Source organism: Cystobacter fuscus (assembly GCF_044360685.1).
Classification (GTDB): domain Bacteria; phylum Myxococcota; class Myxococcia; order Myxococcales; family Myxococcaceae; genus Cystobacter; species Cystobacter fuscus_C.
The window spans coordinates 4,284,815-4,304,774 of record NZ_CP043491.1; the positions used below are offsets into that span (position 1 = coordinate 4,284,815).

Below are 19,960 nucleotides of genomic sequence, written 5' to 3' on the forward strand. Positions count from 1 at the left end.
CTACGCGTGGTCTCAATAGCGGCCCACCAGGCGAGCGCTCGCTGCCCGTGGCTCGGGAACGCCCCACCTTTACCTTCCCACCATGGGAGGGAAGACCATGACGAAGACGAAACTGCTGCTGGCGGGTCTGCTCACGGGCGCGGTGGCACTCGGCACGGGATGCGCGACCACTGCCACCCGGGACACGGAGCCACCCACGCCCGCTACGACTCCAGGCATCGGCGGCGCGGGGCTGGATCCGAATCCGGACCACAACATCCCCAACGCGCCCAATGGCATCGATGGCGATCCGCTCAGCAACCCGGGCACTCCGGCCGCTCCCGCCAACGCGCCCAACCCGGACGGCGCGGTCGACTCCGGCGAGAGCCTGCCTCAACGCTAGACGTCCCCTCGCCCTCCACTCGAAAGGGCGAGGGAACACTTCCTCTCAGGAGCGCAGGGCCGCCAGGTCCTCGCGCCTGGGCAGCGCCGCGTAGGAGCCCGGCCGGGTGACGGTGAACGAACCGCACCGGCTCGCGAACTCCAGCGCCTGCCGCACGAGCGCCGTGTCGGAGGCCCAGGCCGCCAGGGTCTTCCGGTTGAGCCGCGCATCCACCACCGTCGAGAGAAACCCTCCGATGAAGGCATCCCCGGCCGCCGTGGTGTCGACGACCTGGACCTTGGGCGGCGTCACCTGCAGGCGCGTGCGCGCCGTCACCGCCGTCACTGGCTCCCCACCATCGGTGATGATGACCAGCGCGGCTCCAGCGGCCAGACGGGCCTGGAGCCAGCGCTCCTCGGGCTCGTCCCCCCGCAGCAGCTCCAGCTCCTCGCGCGCCAGTTTGATCAACTGCGCCCGGTCGAGCAGCGCGGTGACCCGGGCGGTGTCCACGCGGTGCTCCGGCCACAGGTTGGCGCGGATGTTGGCGTCCACGCTGATCAGGGCTCCCGCCTTCGCGGCCTCATCCGCCACCGCGAAGGTCGTGGCGGTGATGGCCTCTTCCGTCAGCGTGTTCGAGCACAGGTGCAGAATGGACGAGGCGTCGAACAGGTTCGCGGGCAGGTGCTCGGGCCGGTACAGCAGGTCCGCCGAGGGAGGCCGGTAGAAGTCGAAGCGGCGGTCTCCCGAGGCATCCCGGGACACGAAGGCCAGGGCCGTCTTGGCCGCGCGGGTGCGCTCGACGTGGCGCACGTCCACGCCGTGCGAGGCCAGCTCCGCGAGGATGAAGTCGCCGAACTGATCCTGGCCCAGCATGCCGACGAAGAGGCTCGGCACGCCCAGCCGCGCGCAGGCCACGGCCACGTTGGCGGGGGCTCCTCCGGCGTACGGCGTGAAGGTCTCCTTCTCGGTGGAGGCGCCCAGGCGGCTGGACAGCATGTCCACCAGGGCTTCTCCGAAGGCGATGAGGCGCGTCATGGGTGGCTCCCTCCTCTACGCCGTGGGCGGGGTCTTGCTCGCGGGATCGAGCGACTTGAGCGTCGCGACCACGCCCTGGGCGTCGATCTGCGCGCGCAGCTTCAGGTACAGATCGACGAAGCCCTGGTGCGCCGGAATCTGCGTGCCCACGACCTCCTTGAGCCCGATGAGCGTCATCGGCGAGTCGCTCGCCATCACCTTCTCGAGCAGGGGACGCGCGTTGGGCTCGTTGATGGGATAGGCCTCGCCCTTCTCGTCCTTGCCCTTGAGGTAGCGATCATAGGCGGCGAGGAAGAAGGCGATGCGGTGGTAGGGCCGTCCGTTCTTGAGGATCTCGTGCAGGGTGGGCAGCACGAAGCCGGAGATCTTCGAGCCGCCATCCATGCACAGGCGCGCGAGCTGATCTCCCACGGCCCGGTTGCCGAAGCGGCGCAGGAGCGTGTCCTTGTAGGACTCGATGTCGAGCCCGGGCAGCGACTTGAGCCACACGCCCGCGTCGTGATCCAGGAAGCCGCGCAGGTAGCTGAAGAAGAGCTTGTCGTGCAGGGCGTCGTCCACCTTGCGCAGGCCCGACAGGTAGGCCGGGTAGGAGAGCATCGTGTGGGACGCGTTGAGCAGGCGGATCTTCGCCTCCTCGTACGGGGACACGTCCTTCGTGAACATCACCCCCACCTCGTGCCAGTCGGGGCGGCCGTTGCGGAAGTCATCCTCCAGCACCCACTGGATGAAGTCCTCGCAGATGACCGGGGCGGCGTCGTCCACCTGGGTCAGCTCGCGCAGCTTCTGCCGGGCGGCGGCGTCCGTGGCCGGGGTGATGCGGTCCACCATGCCGTTGGGGAAGCCCACCTCGCGCTCGATCCACTCCGCGAGCTCCGGAGACCTCGCCCGGGCGAAGGCCACCACGGCGCGCCGGGCCTGGGCGCCGTTGTGGCGCAGGTTGTCGCAGGACATGACGGTGAAGGGCTTCACGCCCGCCTTGCGCCGGCGCTCCAGCGCCCCGACGATGTAGCCGAACGCGCCCTGGGGCGCTTCCGGGTGCGCCAGGTCATGCGCCACCGTGGGGTGCTCCAGGTTGAAGCGGCCGTGCTCGTCGATGAGGTAGCCGCCCTCGGTGATGGTCAGCGAGACGATGCGGATGTCTGGATGGCTCAGCTTCGCCAGCACCGCCTCGGCGCTGTCCGGGGCGTAGAGGTACTCGACCATGCACTCCACGACGCGTGAGACGTGCGAGCCGTCCGGCGCCATCTCGCTCACGGTGTACAGCCCGTTCTGCTTCTTCATCGCCGCGGCCATGGCGGCGTCCTGGGGCAGCAGGTTGATGCCGCAGATGCCCCAGCCCTCCTGGCCGGGCCGGGTGAGCGCGCGGTCGGTGTAGATGGCCTGGTGCGCGCGGTGGAAGCCGCCCACGCCGATGTGGGCGATGCCGGCGCGCACCTTCGTGCGGTCATGGCCGGGGCGGACGATGGAGGCGGGCAGGGTGGAGAGATGGGCCTGATCGAGGGTATGCATGGTCGAGGGGGTGCTTCAGCGGAAGGTGGGATGGTGGATGGCGACGCCGTTGGCGTCGAAGACGTGGACGCGCTCGGGGTTGAGCTGGGCCGAGACGTCGGTGCCCTCGATGGCGCCCACGTCGCCCTCGCAGCGCACCGTGAGCCGGCCGCCGGAGGGCAGGGCGAGGTACGCATAGGCGTCGCTGCCCAGCCGCTCGATCATCTGCACGCGCCCCTGGATCGTGCCGCGTCCGGGCTCGGCCAGTGACATCTGCTCGGGCCGCACGCCCACCGTGACCCGGGTGCCCGCGGCGAGCGCCGGCAGGCCCGTGGGCACGGCGAGCTCGCCCCCGTTCACCAGCTTGAGCACGCCGCCCTCGAGCGTGGCGTCCAGGAAGACCATCTGCGGCATGCCGAGGAAGCTCGCGACGAACTTGTTCACCGGGCGGCGGTAGAGCTCCTGCGGCGGGCCGCTCTGCTCGATGTGGCCGCCGTTGAAGATGACGACCTTGTTGGCGAGCGTCATCGCCTCCACCTGATCATGGGTGACGTAGATCATCGTCGCCTTGAGATCCAGGTGCAGCCGGGCGAGCTCCAGGCGCATCTGCATGCGCAGCGCCGCGTCCAGGTTGGACAGGGGCTCGTCGAACAGGAAGATGCGCGGCTCGCGCACGATGGCGCGGCCGATGGCCACGCGCTGGCGCTGTCCACCCGAGAGCGCCGCCGGCTTGCGATCCAACAGCGGCTCGAGCTCCAGGATGCGCGCGGCGCGCGTCACCTTCTCGTCGATGATCTTCTTGTCCACCTTGGCCAGGTCCAGGGCGAAGGACATGTTCTGGCGGATGCTCATGTGGGGGTAGAGCGCGTAGGACTGGAACACCATCGCGAGGTTGCGCTTGGCGGAGGGCGCCTCGGTGATGTCCTGACCGTCGAGCAGAATCTGCCCCGAGGTGACGGACTCCAGGCCGGCGATGAGGCGCAGGAGCGTGGACTTGCCGCAGCCGGAGGGGCCCAGGAAGACGCAGAAGTCGCGGTCCTCGACGCGCAGGTCCACGCCCTTGATGACGCGGGTGTCACCGAAGGACTTGGTGAGGGATTTGATTTCGAGTTGTGCCATGGACGTATTCCGTTACTTGACGGCGCCGAAGGTCAGGCCGCGGACGAGTTGTTTCTGCGAGCCCCAGCCGAGAAGCACGATGGGAGCGCACGCGAGCGTGGAGATGGCGGATAGCTTGGCCCAGAACAGGCCCTGCGGACTGGAGAACGAGGCCACCAGGGCGCTGAGCGGCGAGGCCTGGGTGGTGGTGAGGTTGATGGACCAGAAGGCCTCGTTCCAGTTGAGGATGAGCGACAGGAGCGCCGTGGACGCCAGGCCTCCGCGGCTCACCGGCAGCAGCACGCGGAAGATCTCCTGGAAGAGCGTGGCGCCGTCCATGCGCGCCGCCTCGAGGATGTCCCGGGGCACGTCGCGGAAGTAGGTGTAGATCATCCACACCATGATGGGCAGGTTGACGAGCGCGAAGATGATGACGAGCACGAGGCGCGTGTCGAGCAGGCCCAGGTCGCGCGCCATCAGGTAGATGGGCACGAGCACGCCCACCGCGGGCAGCATCTTGGTGGACAGCATCCACGTCAGGATGCCCTGGGTGCGCCTGGTGGGGTGGAAGGCGAAGGAGTACGCCGCGGGCACCGCCAGCAGCATGCCCACGAGGGTGGCGCCGCCGCTGGTGACGAGCGAGTTCCAGGCGAAGTGCAGGTAGTCGTTGGCCTCCATGATCTCCCGGTAGTTCTCCAGCGTGGGCTTGAAGAAGAACTCGGGGGGCATGGAGAACGCGCCCAGCTCCGTCTTGAAGCTGGTGATGACCATCCAGAAGATGGGGAAGAAGATGATGAGGGCGATGAGCCAGGAGCAGATGGCACGCACCGTGTCGGCGAACTGTCGGCGTTGTTTGAGGGCGGGCATGGTGGGGGAGTCCTAGGCCTGGGTGAGGGATTTGCCGAACACGCGCAGCAAGGCGGCGGCGACCACGTTGGCGAGCACCACGGCCACGAGGCCACCCGCGGACGCCGTGCCCACGTCGAACTCGAGCAGGGCCTGGGTGAAGACGAGGTAGGGCACGTTGGTGGTCGCATCCCCCGGGCCGCCGGAGGTGGTGGTGAAGATTTCCGCGAAGATGTTGAGCAGGAAGATGGCCTCCACCATGACCACCACGGCGATGGGCCGCGCCAGGTGGGGCAGGGTGAGGTAGCGGAAGATGGACACCGGCGTCGCGCCGTCCATCTGCGCCGCTTCCTTCTGCTCCTGATCCATCGACTGCAGGGACGTCACGAAGATGAGGATGGCGAAGGGCAGCCACTCCCACGAGACGATGATGATGATGGACAGCAGGGGCCAGTCGGAGAACCAGTTGATGGGGGTGAGGCCCACCAACTGGAACAGCCACGCGAACAGCCCCGACACCGGGTTCATCAGCAGGTTCTTCCAGATGAGCGCGCTCACCGTGGGCATGATGAAGAAGGGCGAGATGAGCAACATGCGCACCAAGCCCTGACCCGGGAACTTCGCGTCCACCAGCACGCTGATGAGCACGCCCAGCACCACCGTGATGACCAGCACACTGCCCACCAGCTTGAGCGTGGTGACCAGGCTGTTCAGGAAGCTCGACGAGGAGAGGAAATAGGAGAAGTTCTCCACGCCCGCGAAACCCCGGTTCTCGGGGTCGAGCAGGAGGTAGTTCTGCGTCGAGAAATACACCGTGAAGGCCAGCGGGACGATCATCCAGATGAACAGCAGGAGGATCGCGGGTGACGCCGTGAGGCGTCCGGCACGTCGGGATTCACGAGCGGCTTCGCTCATCGAGGTACTCCAAGGGGGGTCAGCGGTGGGGGTAGGGGCGGCGCGGCGCGCGTATCACTACTTGATGTAGCCCGCGCGCTTGATCGTGCGCTGCACGGACTCGTTCAGCTTTTTCAGCTCCGCGTCGACCTTGGAGCCGCCCGCGAGGGCGCCGGAGATGCTCTTGCCCACGAGCGTGCCGATGGCCTGGAACTCGGGGATGGTGGCGAACTGGACGCCGGTGTACGGCACGGGCTTGAGCGTGGGCGAGTCGGGGTTGGCCGTCTGGATGGCCTCCTGGGTGACGCGCGCGAAGGGCGTGGCCTTCATGTACTCGGCGTTGGCGTAGGTGGACAGGCGCGTGCCCGGCGGCATCGCGGAGATGCCATAGCGCTTGGCCACGAGGTTGGCGTACTCCTTGGACGTGGCCCACTGGATGAAGTCGAACGCGGCCTGCTGCTGCTTGGAGCTCTTGGGGACCGCCAGCGCCCACGTCCACAGCCAGGAGCTGCCCTTGGGGGTCACCTGGCGCGGCGCCTTGACGAAGCCCACCTTGTCCGGCACCTGGCTCTGCGTCTTGTCGGTGACGAAGGCCCCCGCCACGCTCGCGTCCACCCACATGGCGCACTTGCCCGCGTTGAACAGCGTGAGGTTCTCGTTGAACCCGTTGCTGCTCGGTCCCGGCGGGCCGAACTTGCTCAGCAGGTCCACGTAGAAGTTCACCGCCTGGCTCCACTCGGGCGAGTCGAGCTGGGGCTGCCACTTCTCGTCGAACCAGCGTCCGCCGTAGGCGTTCACGATGGTGGTGACGAGCGCCATGTTCTCGCCCCAGCCCGCCTTGCCGCGCAGACAGATGCCGTACACGTTCTTGGAGGGATCGTGCAGCTTCTCCGCGAAGCCGCGGATCTCCGTCCACGTGGGCTCCTCGGGCATCTTCAGGCCCTTGGCCGCGAACAGGTCCGTGCGGTAGTAGGTGATGGAGCCCTCGGAGTAGAAGGGCAGCGCGCGCAGCTTGCCGTCCACGCTCAACTGCTTGCGCACGTTGGGCATGAGGTCGTCCACGTCATACGTGGGCGAGAACTTCTCCAGCGGCAGGATCCAGTCCTTGCGCCCCCACATGGGCGCCTCGTACGCGCCAATGGTGATGACGTCGAACTGTCCGCCCCCGGTGGTGATGTCCGTGGTGAGCCGCTGGCGCAGCGTGTTCTCCTCGAGCACCACCCAGCGCAGCTCCACGTCGGGATGCTGCTCCGTATAGGTCTTCGACAGCGCCTGCATGCGGACCATGTCACCGTTGTTGACGGTGCCAATCGTCAGCGTGGTGGCGGCCAGGGCACTGCCAGAACCCAGCAGCAATCCGAGCCCAAAAGCGGTGCGGGCAGCGAATGATTTCTTCATGTGGCGACTCCGGGAACAGGCGCCACGACACACGCAGAACGCATGTCGGGCGGTCGGGGGAACTTTGAGGCGAGGTGTCGGACTTCGACACCCTCAGTCCATCAAATCCCCTCAACCTGATCCACGAGGATTCACCTCGATCTCGCTTATCTCAGGTGACGAGAGTTCAGCTGATGAGCATTCAGCCCCGATCGCGGCGCACCTGCGCCTTGCGGCCACGCAGCGTGGTCTGACGCAACGCGGCGATGACCTGATCCGCCAGGGATTCGGGAACCTCGACGAGCGAGTATGTGTCGCCAATCTGGATGGCGCCGATGCGCTTGCCTTCCACGCCCGCCTCGCCCGCGATGGCGCCCACGAGATCCGAGGGCCGCACGCCGGCCTGACGGCCCACGCCGATGAACAGCCGCGCCATGTCGAAGGACGCGTCGGGCGGTGCGCGGCGCTTGGCGCTGCGAGGCGCGTCCGGCCGGGTGCCGGGCGCGGGGCGCTCGCCGGAGCGGGGGCCGCGAGGCGCGCGGGGGCCCTTGTCCGACGGCGGCGTCACCAGGGGGATCTCCTCCTCCTCCTCGCTCTGGCCATCCACCTGCGCGTCGTGGAGCAGCTTCACCGCGGCGGCCGCTACGTCCACCAGGTCGAACTCGGAGCCGAGGCTCTCCACGACGGAGCGGTAGGAATCGAGCTCACCCGCGACGAGCGCCTCGCGCAGGGAGGCGCGCACGAGCTCCAGCCGGCGCGCGCGCAGGTCGGCCACGGTGGGCACGGTGGCCAGTTCGATCTTCTGGCCGGTGAGCTTCTCGATGTTGCGCAGCAGCCGGTGCTCGCGGGGCTCGGCGAGGGTGATGGCCACGCCCTCGCGTCCGGCGCGGCCCGTGCGGCCGATGCGGTGCACGTACGCCTCGGGCGCGTTGGGCACGTCGTAGTTGACGACGTGGGACAGCTTCTCGATGTCCAGTCCGCGCGCGGCCACGTCCGTGGCGATGAGCAGCTCCACCGCGTGGCTCTTGAACTGCTTGAGCACGCGGTCGCGCTGCGATTGATCCATGCCGCCGTGGAGCGCCTGGGCGCGCCAGCCCCGGCCGTTGAGCGACACGGTGAGCTCATCCACCTCGGTGCGCGTGCGGCAGAAGACGATGGCGGTGGTGGGCGCCTCCACGTCCAGCACGCGTCCGAGCGTGGCGGCCTTGAAGGGGCGCGGGACGATGTAGGCGACCTGGCGCACGCGGGGCCCGGTGCCGGCGGGCAGCTTCTCCTTGGCGATCTTCACGTGCACGGGCGAGTGCAGGTGCCGCTCGGCGATGGAGGCGATGCGCGGGGGCAGGGTGGCCGAGAAGAGCGCCGTCTGCCGCTCCTGGGGGGTGGCGTCGAGGATGGCTTCCAGGTCCTCGGCGAAGCCCATGTCGAGCATCTCGTCGGCCTCGTCGAGCACCACGGTGCGCAGGGAGTCGAGCAGGAGCGACTGGCGCTTGAGGTGATCCAACGCGCGTCCGGGCGTGGCGACGACCACGTCCACGCCGCGCTTGAGCACGCGCAGCTGCTGGCCGATGGGCTGGCCGCCGTAGAGCGGCAGCACGCTCACGCCCATCTTCTGGCCATAGCGGTGGATGGCCTCGGCCACCTGCATGGCCAGCTCGCGCGTGGGCACGAGCACGAGCGCGGACGTGGAGAAGGGCGCGCGCTGGCCCGGGGTGAGCCGCTGCAAGAGCGGCAGGGAGAAGGCGGCGGTCTTTCCCGTTCCCGTGGCGGCGATGCCCAGCAGATCCTTGCCGGCGATCAACGGGGGCAGGGCGGCGCGCTGGATGGGCGTGGGCTCCTCGTAGCCGAGCGAGCTGAGCGCCTCCACGAGTGGGGCATCCAGGCCCAGTTCTTCGAAAGTGGGGATGGTATCGGAAGGGGTGTTCACGTTGCGGCTGCTTGTAGCACCGCCTCCGGCTCAGGTCTCTCGGCTCGGCGAGCAGGACGCGGAGGACGGGTGCGAGGACGGGTTCAAGGTGAGAATGAACCGGGCGCCGCCCTCGGGCCGGTTTTCCGCGGTGAGCGTTCCGCCCCCCCGCAGCACGTACTCCCGGCAAAGGGCGAGCCCCAGGCCCGCACCCTTCGTGGAGGACGGAGGGGTGAAGAAGGGGTCGAAGAGCCGGGGCAGCTCGTCCTGGGGAATCCCCGGCCCGTCGTCCTCCACCACCACCTGGACGTCCCGGGCGGTCCGCCAGGCCTTCAAGAGGATGTGGGCGGGGCGCTCGGACCCGGCCTCTTCCAGCGACCGCGCCGCGTGGAGCAGCAGGTTGAGCAGCACCTGCATCAGGTGCCGCTGTCCCAGTCGGACGGTGGGCAGCTCCTGGGGAACGTCCAGGAACACCTCGCTCCGGGAGTGAAGCCGCGACAGGGCCAGGCGCCGGGCCTCTTCCATGGCCTCGCGCAGCGAGCCCTCCTGCCCGGGGGAGTCCATGGGGTGCGAGTACTGCCTCAAGTCCGCCATGATCCGCTGGATGCGCAGCACGCCCTGGCGCGTCTCGTCGAGCAGCTCGTGCAGCTCCGCCACGTCGGCGGGCTTGTCCGTGCTCGTCAGCGCGTGCTGCAGGTAGTGCAGGTTGGACTTCACGAAGGCCAGGGGGTTGTTCACCTCGTGCGCCACGTCGGCCGCGAGCTGCCCCACCATCATCAGCCGCTCCATGTCCGCGCGTTCGCTCTCGGCGCGGCGCCGCAGCCGCTCGCTCTCGGCCAGCCGCTCCAGGGCCTGGAGCCGCTCCTCCTGGGCCAGTTGCTCCGCCTGGCGCAGCCTCTGGTAGTTCTTCCCCGCGTAGAGCCCCACGCTGCCGAGCGCCCCATAGGTGAGCATCTGGGGCAGGAAGGTGCGCGGCGGAATGTCGGCCAGGACGTTGATCAGCGCCACCGCCCCCACCATCGCCACGAGCGACACCAGCGTCGGCAGCCGGGTGTTCGGAGTGAACATCGACAGCAGCAAGGGCACGCACACGAGCGTCATGAGGTAGGGGCTCTCGGGCCCTCCGGTCAGCAGGATGAGCTCGGTCATGCACACCAGGCACGCCAGCCCGGACAGGAGCCCGGGAACTCCCGGCGTCATGTGCCCCGAGCGCACCCCCACGCCCAGCAGAACGAAGCTCGCGGCCAGGGAGAGCTGCACGAGCACCCTGTCCTCCACCTCCGCCCAGACGAAGCCCAGGATCGCGCAGTGGACCACCATGGACACCAGGGTGATCGCCGCGGAGACGAAGAAGACCCGGCTGTTGACCCGGCGGGCGGCGAGCGTGGTCTTCATGGGGGATTCATGGGGGGATGTTCAGGTTGCCATGGGGAGGCTTCACACGGAGCGGGCTGGTGGGGGGGTCCGGGGAAAATATCTGGTTTCGGACATTGGCTGAAACTTCGCTTGCCCGGAGCGAAGTGCCGCTCGAAGGGGGCGCGTGGAGTCGGCCCTCATGAATCCTCTCGTCCTGCTCGGATGTGGTGACACGTTGACGCGACTGGCGCTCGTGGAGGCGCCGCGCGGGCGCCCCGTGCGGGCGGTGACGCGCGACCCTGGCCGCCGGGAGCGCCTGGCGCGCGCGGGCGTCGCGCTCGTGTCCCTGGAGGAGGCCGTGGCCTCGGCGGCGGGGGCGGAGGTGGTCATCTCCATTCCTCCCGACGCCAGCCTCGACGCGTTCCTGGCCGAGGCGCTCACGCGGGCTCGCCCCTCGCGCCTCGTCTATCTGTCCTCCACGGGCGTCTATGGGAGCGCGCGGGGACACGTGGACGAGGACACCCCGGTGCAGCCCGAGGCGCCCAACGCCCGGGGACGGCTGGACGCGGAGGCCGCCTACCGGCCGCTCGGGGGCATCGCGCTGCGCATCGCGGGCATCTATGGTCCCGGCCGGGGCATGCACGAGCGCGTCCTCGCCGGGACGGCCCGCATCCCCGAGAGTGGGGGAGGCCGCATCTCTCGGGTGCATGTGGATGATCTGGTGGAGGCCCTGCGCGTGGTGTTGGAGCGGGGCACCCCCGGCGCCACGTACTGCGTGGCGGATGACCGGCCCGCCACCCAGGCGGAAACCCTGGGCTGGCTGTGCGCGCGGCTGGGCGTGCCTCCACCCCCCACGGTGCCATTGGCCTCGCTGCACCCCTCGCTCCGAGGAGATCGGGCCATCTCCAATGCCCGCCTCAAGGCCCTCGGCTGGCGGCCACGCTACCCGGACTTCGTCGCGGGCTTCTCGGCGCTGCTGGCGGACCGCGGCGGCTGAAGTCCATCGGCTTCTTTCCGCGTTCAGCCGTTCAGCACAGTCAGCACAGAAGATGGGCTTTCCGCTGGATGAAGGTCAGGTCCAGGATGACGAGGCCTGGATTCACCAAAACGTTACGACCGTGTACGGACCGGGTTCTCTTCCGGGGCTCGATGCTGTCAGGCTACGGGTTTCGTTTGTTTCAGACCGTTGCCGGATGCGCGGGCGGGGGAACGCGAGAACGGCGAGAAGGGGCCATATGTCCACTTTGCTAGCGGCGTTCAACGAGGGTGTCAGCCATTCGATCGCCGGCCGCCACGAGGCCGCTCTCCAGGTATTCAACCGGGTGTTGGCCCAGGATCCCCACCATGTGCTGGCGCTCAGCGCCAAGGGCTCCGCGCTCACCAGCCTGGGCCGGCCGCGCGAGGCGCTCAAATGCTTCGAGCGTGCCATTGATCTGGATCCCGAGACGGCCGCGCACTACCGCAACGCGGCGCTCTGCCAGCTCGAACTGGACGAGCCCGAAGTCGCCCGGACCCTTCTGGAGCAGGCCCAGATGCTCAACCCCGAGGACGGCTGGCGCGAGGGGACGGCGGTGGAGATCACCCAGTTGGGCGAGGCGCTGCTGAAGGAGTCGGGCAAGCAGCGCACCCGGGGAATCGGACTGACGGGCAAGGCGCGCTACCGGCATGCGCGTCATGTGCTGGAGGTGGCGCTGGAGCTGCACCCGGGCGAGACGGACGCGGCGCGCGCGCTGGCCGAGGTCTGGGCGCACCTCGGGGACACCGAGAAGCGCGACCACTACAACCAGCTCGCCGTCCGGTTGATGCGCCCCGTCGCGAGCTGAGGGCTCGCCCCCGTCCATCGCTCCGGGATGGGGGTCCCCGGCGGAGAAAAAAATCGGGGAGAAAATCAGCGGTATGCCGCCCGGGCGGCTCCCGCGTCCTCCAGTGTGGATACCGAGTCGCGAGGTCCCACCGTGAAGGACACAGCCATCATCCAGGAGACGCCGGGAGGAGAGAGGGGTCTCGCCCTCGACTTCGACGCGCTCGTGCTGGGTGAACAGGCCGCGCTCCTGCGGCTGGCCCGCCGGCTCGTCTGGGAAGGAGAGGAGGCGAGGGACCTGGTGCAGTCCGCCCTGGCCGACGCCTACGAGAAACGTCACACCTTGAGGGATCCCCGGGCGGGCCCGGCCTGGCTGCGGCGCATCCTCGTCTCGCGCGCGATGGGCCACCTGCGCCGGCGGCGGGTCTGGCACGTGCTGCGCGAGGCGTTGGACCTGGGTCCCTCCGCCCCGCCTTCCCCCGAGGAGTCCTTCACGGGCGCCGAGCGGTGGCACGCGTTCGGCCGGGCCTTGCGCACGCTCCCGGCCCAGCAGGCCACGGCCTTCTCCCTGCGCTACCTCGAGGGGCTCGACCTCGAGGCCATCGCCGACGCCATGAACATCACCCGCGGCACGGTCCGCATCCACCTCTACCGGGCGCTCCAGAAGCTCAAGGCCGCGGACGCGCTGCGAGGAGACACCCCATGAGCTGCCAGGACTTCGCCGCGGCCCTCGTGGACGAGCAACTGCCCCGGCCTCCGGGGCTCCAGGCCCACCTGGAGCACTGCGAGGACTGCCGCGCGCTCGCCCGCTTCCATTCCTCCTCGGGGCGGCTGCGGCTTCCCGAGCCGCCTCTTCCTCCGGCCTTCACGCCCGAGGCGATCCGCGGGGAGGTGCGCCGCCGCCAGTACCGCCGCCGGTGGGTGGCCGGCGCGGGGGCGACCTGTGCCGCGGCGTTGCTGGCCTTCGCCCTCTCGGTGCGGGACGAGGCGCCGGAGCACGTGCCGGAGCCGGGCGCGCCGATCGAGGGCGTGCTGCTGGCCGAGCCCACCCCGGGCACCGGGGAGACCCCCTCGGACACCTGGGCCCGGGGGGACTCCGAGCTGGAGACCCTGGTGCGAGAGGTGGACGGCTACACGCGCACCCGTCCGGCCGTCGAGGACAGGGCGTACGCCGCCTTCGGCCTGCTCGCCACCTGGGTGCGTCCGCCGGAGTCCACGGCGCTCGACGCCGAGCCCTTCCGGACGGCCCTCCGGGTCATCCATCCGTCGCGGTCGCAGTGAAACGCAGTGTGTCCAACAAGGAGAGTAGAACCATGCTGAAGAACCTGTGGTGTGCCCTCGCCGTCCTCGCCGCCGTGCCCGCCTTCGCGCAGGACAATCAGTCGGTGGTGACGGTCAACGCGGACAAGGGAGCCGGGAGCGAGCGCAGCGTGCGCATCGTTCGCACCCGGGGCGGTCCCCTGGGGCCGGCGTCCTCGGGGATTCCTCCGGAGCTGGTGGAGAAGCTGGATCTGCCCAAGGCGACGGTGCGCAAGGTCCAGGATCTCATCTTCGACTCCAACCAGGAGCTCATCTCCCTGGAGGCGGAGCACAAGCGGACGCAGCTCGCGTTGGAGCGGGAGCTGCGCCAGGACGCCCCCAATGAGTCCACCGTGAAGGATCTGGTGGAGAAGGTGGGCCGCGCCGAGACGGTCGTACGGCAGAACCGGGTGGCGTTGATGGTGACCATCAAGAAGCTCCTCGGCCCCGACACCTGGCGGAAGCTGGAGGCGGAGATGAACACCCATGCCTTCCCGGCCATGCCGCCCATGCCGCCCATGCCCCCCTTTGGCACCGCGCCTCGGGCGCCCGCGGCTCCCCCCGCGCCGCCCCCGAGCCCGTGAGCCCGGGGGACGGGCGTCCCGCCCCCCCGGAGCGGTGACGAGCCCACATTCCGTGAGACCGGCCCTTTTCGTCCGCTGGCGCCAGTGGACATAGTTCCGGTCCATGGACAATGACCCGAAGGGTGCCTCGCTCGACGCGGATGCAGCTCAGTTGCAGCGCCTGGGCTATGCGCAGCAACTCCTCCGGGAGATGGGCGGCTTCTCCAACTTCGCCGTCTCCTTCTCCATCATCTCCATCCTCACCGGAGCCGTGACGCTCTACGGCCATGGTCTGCGCTTCGGTGGGCCTTTCGTCATGGCGGTGGGCTGGCCGCTGGTGGCGGTGATGACGCTGATGGTGGCGGCGAGCCTCGCCCAGCTCGCCTCCTCGTTCCCCACCGCGGGAGCGCTCTACCACTGGTCCGCCATGCTGGGCGGGCCCCGGGTGGGCTTCTTCACGGCGTGGCTGAACACCATCGGCCAGTTCGCCATCACCGCGGGCATCGACTACGGCCTCGCGGAGTTCGTCGCGGACATGCTCGGCTGGCCCCGTGAGCGCGGCTATGTGCTGCCGCTCTACGCGGTCATCCTCATCTCCCACGCGGTGCTCAACCACGTGGGCGTGCGCGCGGTGGCGCTGCTCAACAACCTGTCGGCCTGGTACCACGTGGCCGGGGTGGCACTGCTCATCGGCGCGCTGGTGGCCTTCGCGCCCCGGCGCGACCTGGGCTTCCTCTTCACGCGCTTCACCGCCGAGGACCACGTCTACTCCTACGGCTTCCTCATTGGCCTGTTGCAGGCGCAGTGGACGTTCACCGGCTATGACGCGAGCGCCCACGTGTCCGAGGAGACGAAGGACCCCACGCGCAACGCCCCCTGGGGCATCTTCCTGTCCGTGGCGGTGAGCGCGGTGGTGGGCTACGTGCTGCTGGTGGGGGTGACGCTGGCCATCCGGGACCTGCCGGTCGCGGCCGACGCGCCCAACCCCTTCCTGTACGTGCTGCGCGATTCGCTCGGGCCCGCGCTCGGCGGGGCGCTGGTGTGGGTCGCCATCGGGGCCATGTGGTTCTGCGGGCTGTCCTCGGTGACGTCCAACTCGCGCATGCTCTTCGCCTTCGCGCGCGACGGGGGGTTGCCGGCCTCGCCGCTGCTGGCGCGTGTGTCGCCGCGCTTCCGCAGCCCGCATGTGGCCGTCTGGGTGTCCGTGGTGGCGGCCTTCGTGGTGGCCATCTGGAGCGGGGCCTACGCGGCCATGGTGGCGCTCAGCACGCTGGCACTCTACGCCTCGTATGCCGTGCCCATCTGGGTGGGCTGGCGGGCCCGGCGCAATGGCACCTGGTCCCACCGGGGCCCGTGGGACCTGGGGCGCTTCTCGCCGCTCGTCAATGGGGTGGCGCTCGCCTGGTGCGCGGCCATCATGGTGCTCTTCGTCCTGCCGCCCAACGAGCTGGCGGGCTACACGTTCGCCGGCTGTCTGGCCCTGCTCGTCCTCTACTGGGTGGCATTCCAACGCCATACCTTCGTGGGACCCAAGGTGACGCTGATTCACCCGGCGTCCTCCCCGGCACCCACGGCTCCGGCCCAACCTGGGACGTGAGCCCGGCCGCGTCTGGTGCTAGCTAGGTAGAGGGGAATCCTCCCCGCCCATGTCTGGAGCCGTCCCCATGAGCAAGCGGCAGCAGTCCGAATCCTCCGAGCTGGTGGCCGCCGCGGCGGCGATCGAGGAGGAGCTGCGCAAGTTCGAGTCCCTCGCCCAGGAGGTCCGCACCGGGCCCCTGCGCGCGCAGAAGCACCTGGAGAAGATGGGCCACCTGCTCAACTCCGTGGCGGACTGCGACGAGCGGCTGGTGGCGCACATGCGCTCGCTGCTGGGTGTGCTCAATGGCTGGAGGGATCGCCAGCAGGCGCTGGCCTCCGAGGTGAACAGCCGCGCGCAGGAGCTGCAGGAGCGCACGCGGGTGTACCAGTCGCTCATGGAGCGCTTCGCCGGCCTGGGGCAGGAAGCCGGCTCGCTCAGCGCGACCATGCAGGGGCTGGCGGGCAGGACGCAGGGCGAGCCGGTGAAGCCCGAGGAGCTCATCAGCTCGCTGCAGGGGGTCAACGAGCGCATGGCGCGGGTGGCCGAGAACGCCCAGGCGCTGGCCAACGACGCGCGGGAGCAGGACTTCGTGGACATCTCCCGCGACGCCGAGTCGCTGCGCCAGCAGCTCCTGGCGGCGCTCAACCGGGCCAACCTCCTGCAACAGAAGCTGCACCCGGCGAACGCCTGAGTCCTCAGGGCGCCTTGGGCGGCTTCCTCGGCAGCTTCGTGCCGCCCAGCTCCAGCACGTGCTGGAAGTGCTCCGCGGTGACGGGGGCCACGCTCAGCCGGCTCCGGGTGATGAGCGGGAAGTCCCCGAGCGCGGCAGTGGCCTTGACGGTGGCCAGCGTCACCGGCTTCTGGAGCGCGACGAAGGGGCCCATCTGCACCGAGGCCCAGTCCTCCCCGGGCGCCGTGGGGTCCTCGGTGGGGGAGGTGAGCACCCGGGCCACGCCTACCACGGCCTTGTCCTCGTTGGAGTGATAGTAGAGACACAAATCCCCGGGCTTCATCGCCCGGAGGTTGTTGCGGGCCTCGAAGTTGCGCACTCCCGACCACTCCGTCCGTCCCTCGCGCTCCAGTTGGGCGTAGGGGTAGACGGATGGCTCACTCTTGATCAGCCAGTACTGGGGTTTCGCCATGACGGCCCATGCTAGATAGCGCGCCCATGGCCATCCAGGGATACGACGCATTCGACGCAACGGACCTCGCCGGGCTGGTCCGTACGAAGCAGGTCCACCCCTCCGAGCTGGTGGAGGAGGTCATCACCCGCATCGAGTCCATCAACCCACGCCTCAACGCCGTGGTCCACACGATGTACGAGCAGGCGCGCAAGGCCGCCGCGGGACCGCTGCCGGAGGGGCCCTTCGCCGGAGTGCCCTTCCTCGTGAAGGACCTGGATGGCTATGTGAAGGGCGAGCCCTTCACCGCGGGCTGCCGGGCGCTGGTGGGCTTCGTGCCGGACCACGACGCGGAGCTCATCGCGCGCTATCGCCGCGCCGGGCTCAACTTCGTGGCCAAGACGAGCACCCCCGAGCTGGGCATCCTCGGCGTCACCGAGTCGGCGCTGCGGGGGCCGACGCGCAGCCCCTGGAATCCGGAGCACACGCCCGGGGGCTCCAGCGGAGGCTCGGCGGTGTGCGTGGCGGCGCGCGTGGTGCCCATGGCCCATGGCGGTGACGGCGGTGGCTCCATCCGCATTCCCTCGTCCGCCTGCGGCCTCTTCGGTCTCAAGCCGACGCGGGCGCGCAACCCCGTGGGTCCGGACTCCGGCGAGGGGTGGAACGGCTTCGTGCAGCAACACGTGCTCACGCGCAGCGTGCGCGACAGCGCCGCGATGCTCGACGTCACCCAGGGCTCGGAGCCGGGCGCGCCCTATGTGGCGCCGCCGGTGGCCCGGCCCTTCCTCCAGGAGGTGGGCGTGCCGCCGGGCCGGTTGCGCATCGCCTTCTCCACCGGCTCGCTCCTGGGCCGTGACGTGCACCCGGACTGCGTGGCCGCCGTGCAGGACGCGGCGAAGCTGTGCGAGGAGCTGGGGCACGAAGTGGTCGAGGACGCGCCGGTGTTCCCCCGGGACGAGCTGGTGCGCTCCTACTTCGTCGTCGTCTCGGCCAGCGTGGCCTACTTCCTCAAGATCATCGGCGAGTACCGGGGCCGGCCGGTGGAGCCGGGAGACGTGGAGCCCGCCACCTGGGCGCTCGGGCAGCTCGGCAACATCCTCACCGCGGCCGAGTTCCAGGCGTCCCGGGAAGCCATCCACGCGGCCGGCCGCATCACCGCGGCCTTCCACTCGCGCTACGACCTCTTCCTGGACGCGACGCTCGCCTATCCGCCCTCGCGCGTGGGCGAGCTCGCGCTCAAGCCCCTGGAGCTCGCCGCGCTCACGGCCCTGCGCAAGCTGCCGCTCAAGCCGCTCTTCACGAAGCTCATCGACGAGCTGGGGGCCAACGCCCTGGAGCGCACGCCCAACACCCAGCTCTTCAACATGACGGGACAGCCCGCCATGTCGGTGCCGCTCTACTGGAACGCCGCCGGGCTGCCCATCGGCGTGCAGTTCGCCGCCCGCTTCGGCGACGAGGCCACGCTCATCCGCCTGGCCTCGCAGCTCGAGCAGGCCCGGCCCTGGAAGGATCGCCAGCCGCTCGTGAAGTCACGCGGCTGAGGGCCGGACGCGGCCGATGAAGAGGGTGTGAAGGGGACCGCCCGCCTTGCCTCGCGCGGGCGTCTCTACCACCTCGGTGTCGAAGCCCGTCCGCTCGAGCCGCCGGGCGAAGGCGCGATCCGGCGAGGCCGACCACACCACCACCACGCCCCGTGGCTTGAGCGCGCGCCGCAGCCGGGCGAGTCCGCGCTCGCCGTAGAGCCAGCGGTTGTCCTCCTGGGTGAGCGCCTCGGGGCCGTTGTCCACGTCCAGGAGCACCGCGTCGTAGTGGCCCTCGGCCTCGCGCAAGAGCTCGCCCACGTCCCGCGTCTCCACCTTCACCCGGGGATCCTCCAGCGGCCGTCCGGCCAGCGGCGCGAGCACACCCTGGTTCCACGCGACGACCGCGGGCACGAGCTCCGCCACCACCACCTCGGCCGAGGAGGACAGCCGATCCAACGTGGCGCGCACCGTGTAGCCCAGGCCCAGCCCACCCACGAGCACCCGCACGCGCGCGCCCGTGAGTCCCGCGCAGGCCACCTCCGCCATCCGCTCCTCGGAGCCATGCTGGCGGCTGGACATGAGCTCGCGCCCGTTCACGCGGATGGCGAACTCCTCGCCGCGCTGGTGCAGCACCAGCTCCCCGCCATCCGGTGCGCTCGCCCGGTCAATCACCTTCCACGGCTTCATCGTCCCCGTCCCTGTCCCTCCCACCCCGCGGGGCCGGAAGGGACTCGTTCTCGGGGCGGGGTGTTAGCGGCTGGCCGCCGCCTCGTCCAGACCCACCTCCGCCATGAGCGAGGCCAGCTCCGCCTTGAGCTTGTCCTTGGCGCGGATCTCCAGCTGGCGCGCACGCTCGCGCGAGAAGCCGAAGTGCTCGCCCAGCTCGCTCAGCGTCATCTCCGAGTCGCCCATCACCCGGTGCTCGATGATGAAGCGCTCGCGCGGATCCAGCCGGGTGAGGGCCTGGCGGATGCGGGCGCGCGTCAGATCCGCCTCCTGGCGGTCGGCCACCTCATCCACCTGGGAGACGGACTCGGACTCCACGAAGTCCATGTGCGTGGCGTCGCCTTCCTCGCCCACCGGCGCGTCCAGCGACAAGTCCCTGCCGCCCATGCGCTGCTCCATCTCGCGCACCTCGGTGGCCTTCACGTTGAGCTTGCGGGCGATCTCCTCCGCGTCGACGATGTTGCCCTCGCCGGGGCCCATCTTCTCCAGCTCGCGGCGCGTGCGCGCCAGCGAGAAGAACAGCCGGCGCTGGGCCTGCGTGGTGCCCAGCTTCACCAGGCTCCAGTTCTTGAGGATGTAGTTCTGGATGTAGGCGCGGATCCACCACACCGCGTACGAGATGAGGCGGATGCCCTTGTCCGCGTCGAACTTCTGCACCGCCTTCATCAGGCCGATGTTCGCCTCCTGGATGAGGTCGGACATCTTGATGCCGTAGGAGCGGTACTCGTAGGAGACCTTCACCACGAAGCGCAGGTTGCTCGTCACCAGCTTGTGGCCCGCGGCCATGTCGCCCTGCTTGAAGCGCCGCGCGAGCGCCTGCTCCTCCTGCACGGACAGCAGCGGGTACTGGTTGATGTCCGCCAGGTAGGTGGAGAGGGTGTCGGCGGAAGAGAGGGAGGAGGAAGCTTGCATGGTGTCTCTCGGGGGTGGAAGACGTTGCGCTTCACGTCGATGCGTCGTGCCACTTCCCTTTAGCAACGCGGGTGCCAA

General features: G+C 69.5%; 20 protein-coding genes. 9 read left to right on the top strand and 11 right to left on the bottom strand.

Annotated elements, in window-relative coordinates:
• The first annotated feature begins 97 nt into the window (after positions 1–97).
• On the top strand, positions 98–382 hold the full coding sequence (locus tag F0U63_RS17625) for a hypothetical protein (RefSeq protein ID WP_395847079.1): 285 nt from the start codon (positions 98–100) through the stop codon (positions 380–382).
• Positions 383–427: 45 nt separating this feature from the next.
• Here the strand turns inward: F0U63_RS17625 and F0U63_RS17630 are convergent, their stop codons facing one another.
• The 8 genes from F0U63_RS17630 to F0U63_RS17665 form a co-directional block, all read right to left on the bottom strand.
• Positions 428–1,396, bottom strand: coding sequence for a carbohydrate kinase (locus F0U63_RS17630; protein ID WP_002632622.1), 969 nt, complete (start codon positions 1,394–1,396; stop codon positions 428–430).
• Positions 1,397–1,411: 15 nt separating this feature from the next.
• The gene (locus F0U63_RS17635; RefSeq protein ID WP_395847080.1) at positions 1,412–2,905 is read right to left on the bottom strand and encodes a mannitol dehydrogenase family protein; all 1,494 of its coding nucleotides are present in this window, start codon (positions 2,903–2,905) and stop codon (positions 1,412–1,414) included.
• A 15-nt stretch (positions 2,906–2,920) separates the two neighbouring features.
• Positions 2,921–4,003 carry an ABC transporter ATP-binding protein gene (locus F0U63_RS17640; protein ID WP_395847081.1) on the bottom strand — a complete coding sequence of 361 codons (1,083 nt, stop codon included), beginning with the start codon at positions 4,001–4,003 and terminating at the stop codon, positions 2,921–2,923.
• 12 nt (positions 4,004–4,015) lie between these two features.
• Complete coding sequence (locus tag F0U63_RS17645; protein WP_395847082.1) at positions 4,016–4,849, bottom strand: carbohydrate ABC transporter permease; 834 nt, start codon at positions 4,847–4,849, stop codon at positions 4,016–4,018.
• Between the two features lie 12 nt (positions 4,850–4,861).
• Entirely contained in the window at positions 4,862–5,743 is an 882-nt protein-coding gene (locus F0U63_RS17650) for a carbohydrate ABC transporter permease (RefSeq protein WP_395847083.1), read from the bottom strand.
• Between the two features lie 57 nt (positions 5,744–5,800).
• Positions 5,801–7,120 (bottom strand): ABC transporter substrate-binding protein, encoded by a 1,320-nt coding sequence (locus F0U63_RS17655; RefSeq protein WP_395847084.1) that lies wholly within the window; start codon positions 7,118–7,120, stop codon positions 5,801–5,803.
• A gap of 181 nt (positions 7,121–7,301) precedes the next feature.
• The gene (locus F0U63_RS17660) at positions 7,302–9,023 is read right to left on the bottom strand and encodes a DEAD/DEAH box helicase (protein WP_395847085.1); all 1,722 of its coding nucleotides are present in this window, start codon (positions 9,021–9,023) and stop codon (positions 7,302–7,304) included.
• Positions 9,024–9,053: 30 nt separating this feature from the next.
• The gene (locus F0U63_RS17665; protein ID WP_395847086.1) at positions 9,054–10,397 is read right to left on the bottom strand and encodes a sensor histidine kinase; all 1,344 of its coding nucleotides are present in this window, start codon (positions 10,395–10,397) and stop codon (positions 9,054–9,056) included.
• A 160-nt stretch (positions 10,398–10,557) separates the two neighbouring features.
• Here F0U63_RS17665 and F0U63_RS17670 point away from each other — a divergent pair, with 160 nt between their 5' ends.
• From F0U63_RS17670 to F0U63_RS17700, 7 genes are all read left to right on the top strand, one after another.
• Positions 10,558–11,355, top strand: coding sequence for an NAD-dependent epimerase/dehydratase family protein (locus tag F0U63_RS17670; RefSeq protein WP_395847087.1), 798 nt, complete (start codon positions 10,558–10,560; stop codon positions 11,353–11,355).
• A 238-nt stretch (positions 11,356–11,593) separates the two neighbouring features.
• The gene (locus F0U63_RS17675; RefSeq protein ID WP_395847088.1) at positions 11,594–12,181 is read left to right on the top strand and encodes a tetratricopeptide repeat protein; all 588 of its coding nucleotides are present in this window, start codon (positions 11,594–11,596) and stop codon (positions 12,179–12,181) included.
• 132 nt (positions 12,182–12,313) lie between these two features.
• A complete protein-coding gene (locus F0U63_RS17680) occupies positions 12,314–12,865 on the top strand; it encodes an RNA polymerase sigma factor (RefSeq protein WP_395847089.1) in 552 nt (183 codons plus the stop codon).
• Positions 12,862–13,440 (top strand): hypothetical protein, encoded by a 579-nt coding sequence (locus F0U63_RS17685; RefSeq protein ID WP_395847090.1) that lies wholly within the window; start codon positions 12,862–12,864, stop codon positions 13,438–13,440. The genes F0U63_RS17680 and F0U63_RS17685 overlap by 4 nt, the downstream gene beginning before the upstream one ends.
• Positions 13,441–13,472: 32 nt before the next feature.
• The gene (locus tag F0U63_RS17690) at positions 13,473–14,042 is read left to right on the top strand and encodes a hypothetical protein (RefSeq protein WP_395847091.1); all 570 of its coding nucleotides are present in this window, start codon (positions 13,473–13,475) and stop codon (positions 14,040–14,042) included.
• Positions 14,043–14,145: 103 nt separating this feature from the next.
• On the top strand, positions 14,146–15,618 hold the full coding sequence (locus tag F0U63_RS17695) for an amino acid permease (protein WP_395847092.1): 1,473 nt from the start codon (positions 14,146–14,148) through the stop codon (positions 15,616–15,618).
• A gap of 67 nt (positions 15,619–15,685) precedes the next feature.
• Positions 15,686–16,291, top strand: coding sequence for a hypothetical protein (locus tag F0U63_RS17700; RefSeq protein ID WP_395847093.1), 606 nt, complete (start codon positions 15,686–15,688; stop codon positions 16,289–16,291).
• 4 nt (positions 16,292–16,295) lie between these two features.
• Here the strand turns inward: F0U63_RS17700 and F0U63_RS17705 are convergent, their stop codons facing one another.
• On the bottom strand, positions 16,296–16,742 hold the full coding sequence (locus F0U63_RS17705; RefSeq protein WP_395847094.1) for an EVE domain-containing protein: 447 nt from the start codon (positions 16,740–16,742) through the stop codon (positions 16,296–16,298).
• A 26-nt stretch (positions 16,743–16,768) separates the two neighbouring features.
• Here F0U63_RS17705 and F0U63_RS17710 point away from each other — a divergent pair, with 26 nt between their 5' ends.
• Positions 16,769–18,262 (top strand): amidase, encoded by a 1,494-nt coding sequence (locus tag F0U63_RS17710; protein ID WP_395847095.1) that lies wholly within the window; start codon positions 16,769–16,771, stop codon positions 18,260–18,262.
• On the opposite strand, the gene F0U63_RS17715 is transcribed toward F0U63_RS17710, so the two are convergent.
• Positions 18,251–18,931 carry a spermidine synthase gene (locus tag F0U63_RS17715; RefSeq protein ID WP_395847096.1) on the bottom strand — a complete coding sequence of 227 codons (681 nt, stop codon included), beginning with the start codon at positions 18,929–18,931 and terminating at the stop codon, positions 18,251–18,253. The two genes, F0U63_RS17710 and F0U63_RS17715, sit on opposite strands and share 12 nt — an antisense overlap.
• A 63-nt stretch (positions 18,932–18,994) precedes the next feature.
• On the bottom strand, positions 18,995–19,882 hold the full coding sequence (locus F0U63_RS17720; RefSeq protein WP_395847097.1) for an RNA polymerase factor sigma-32: 888 nt from the start codon (positions 19,880–19,882) through the stop codon (positions 18,995–18,997).
• Positions 19,883–19,960: the final 78 nt, after the last annotated feature.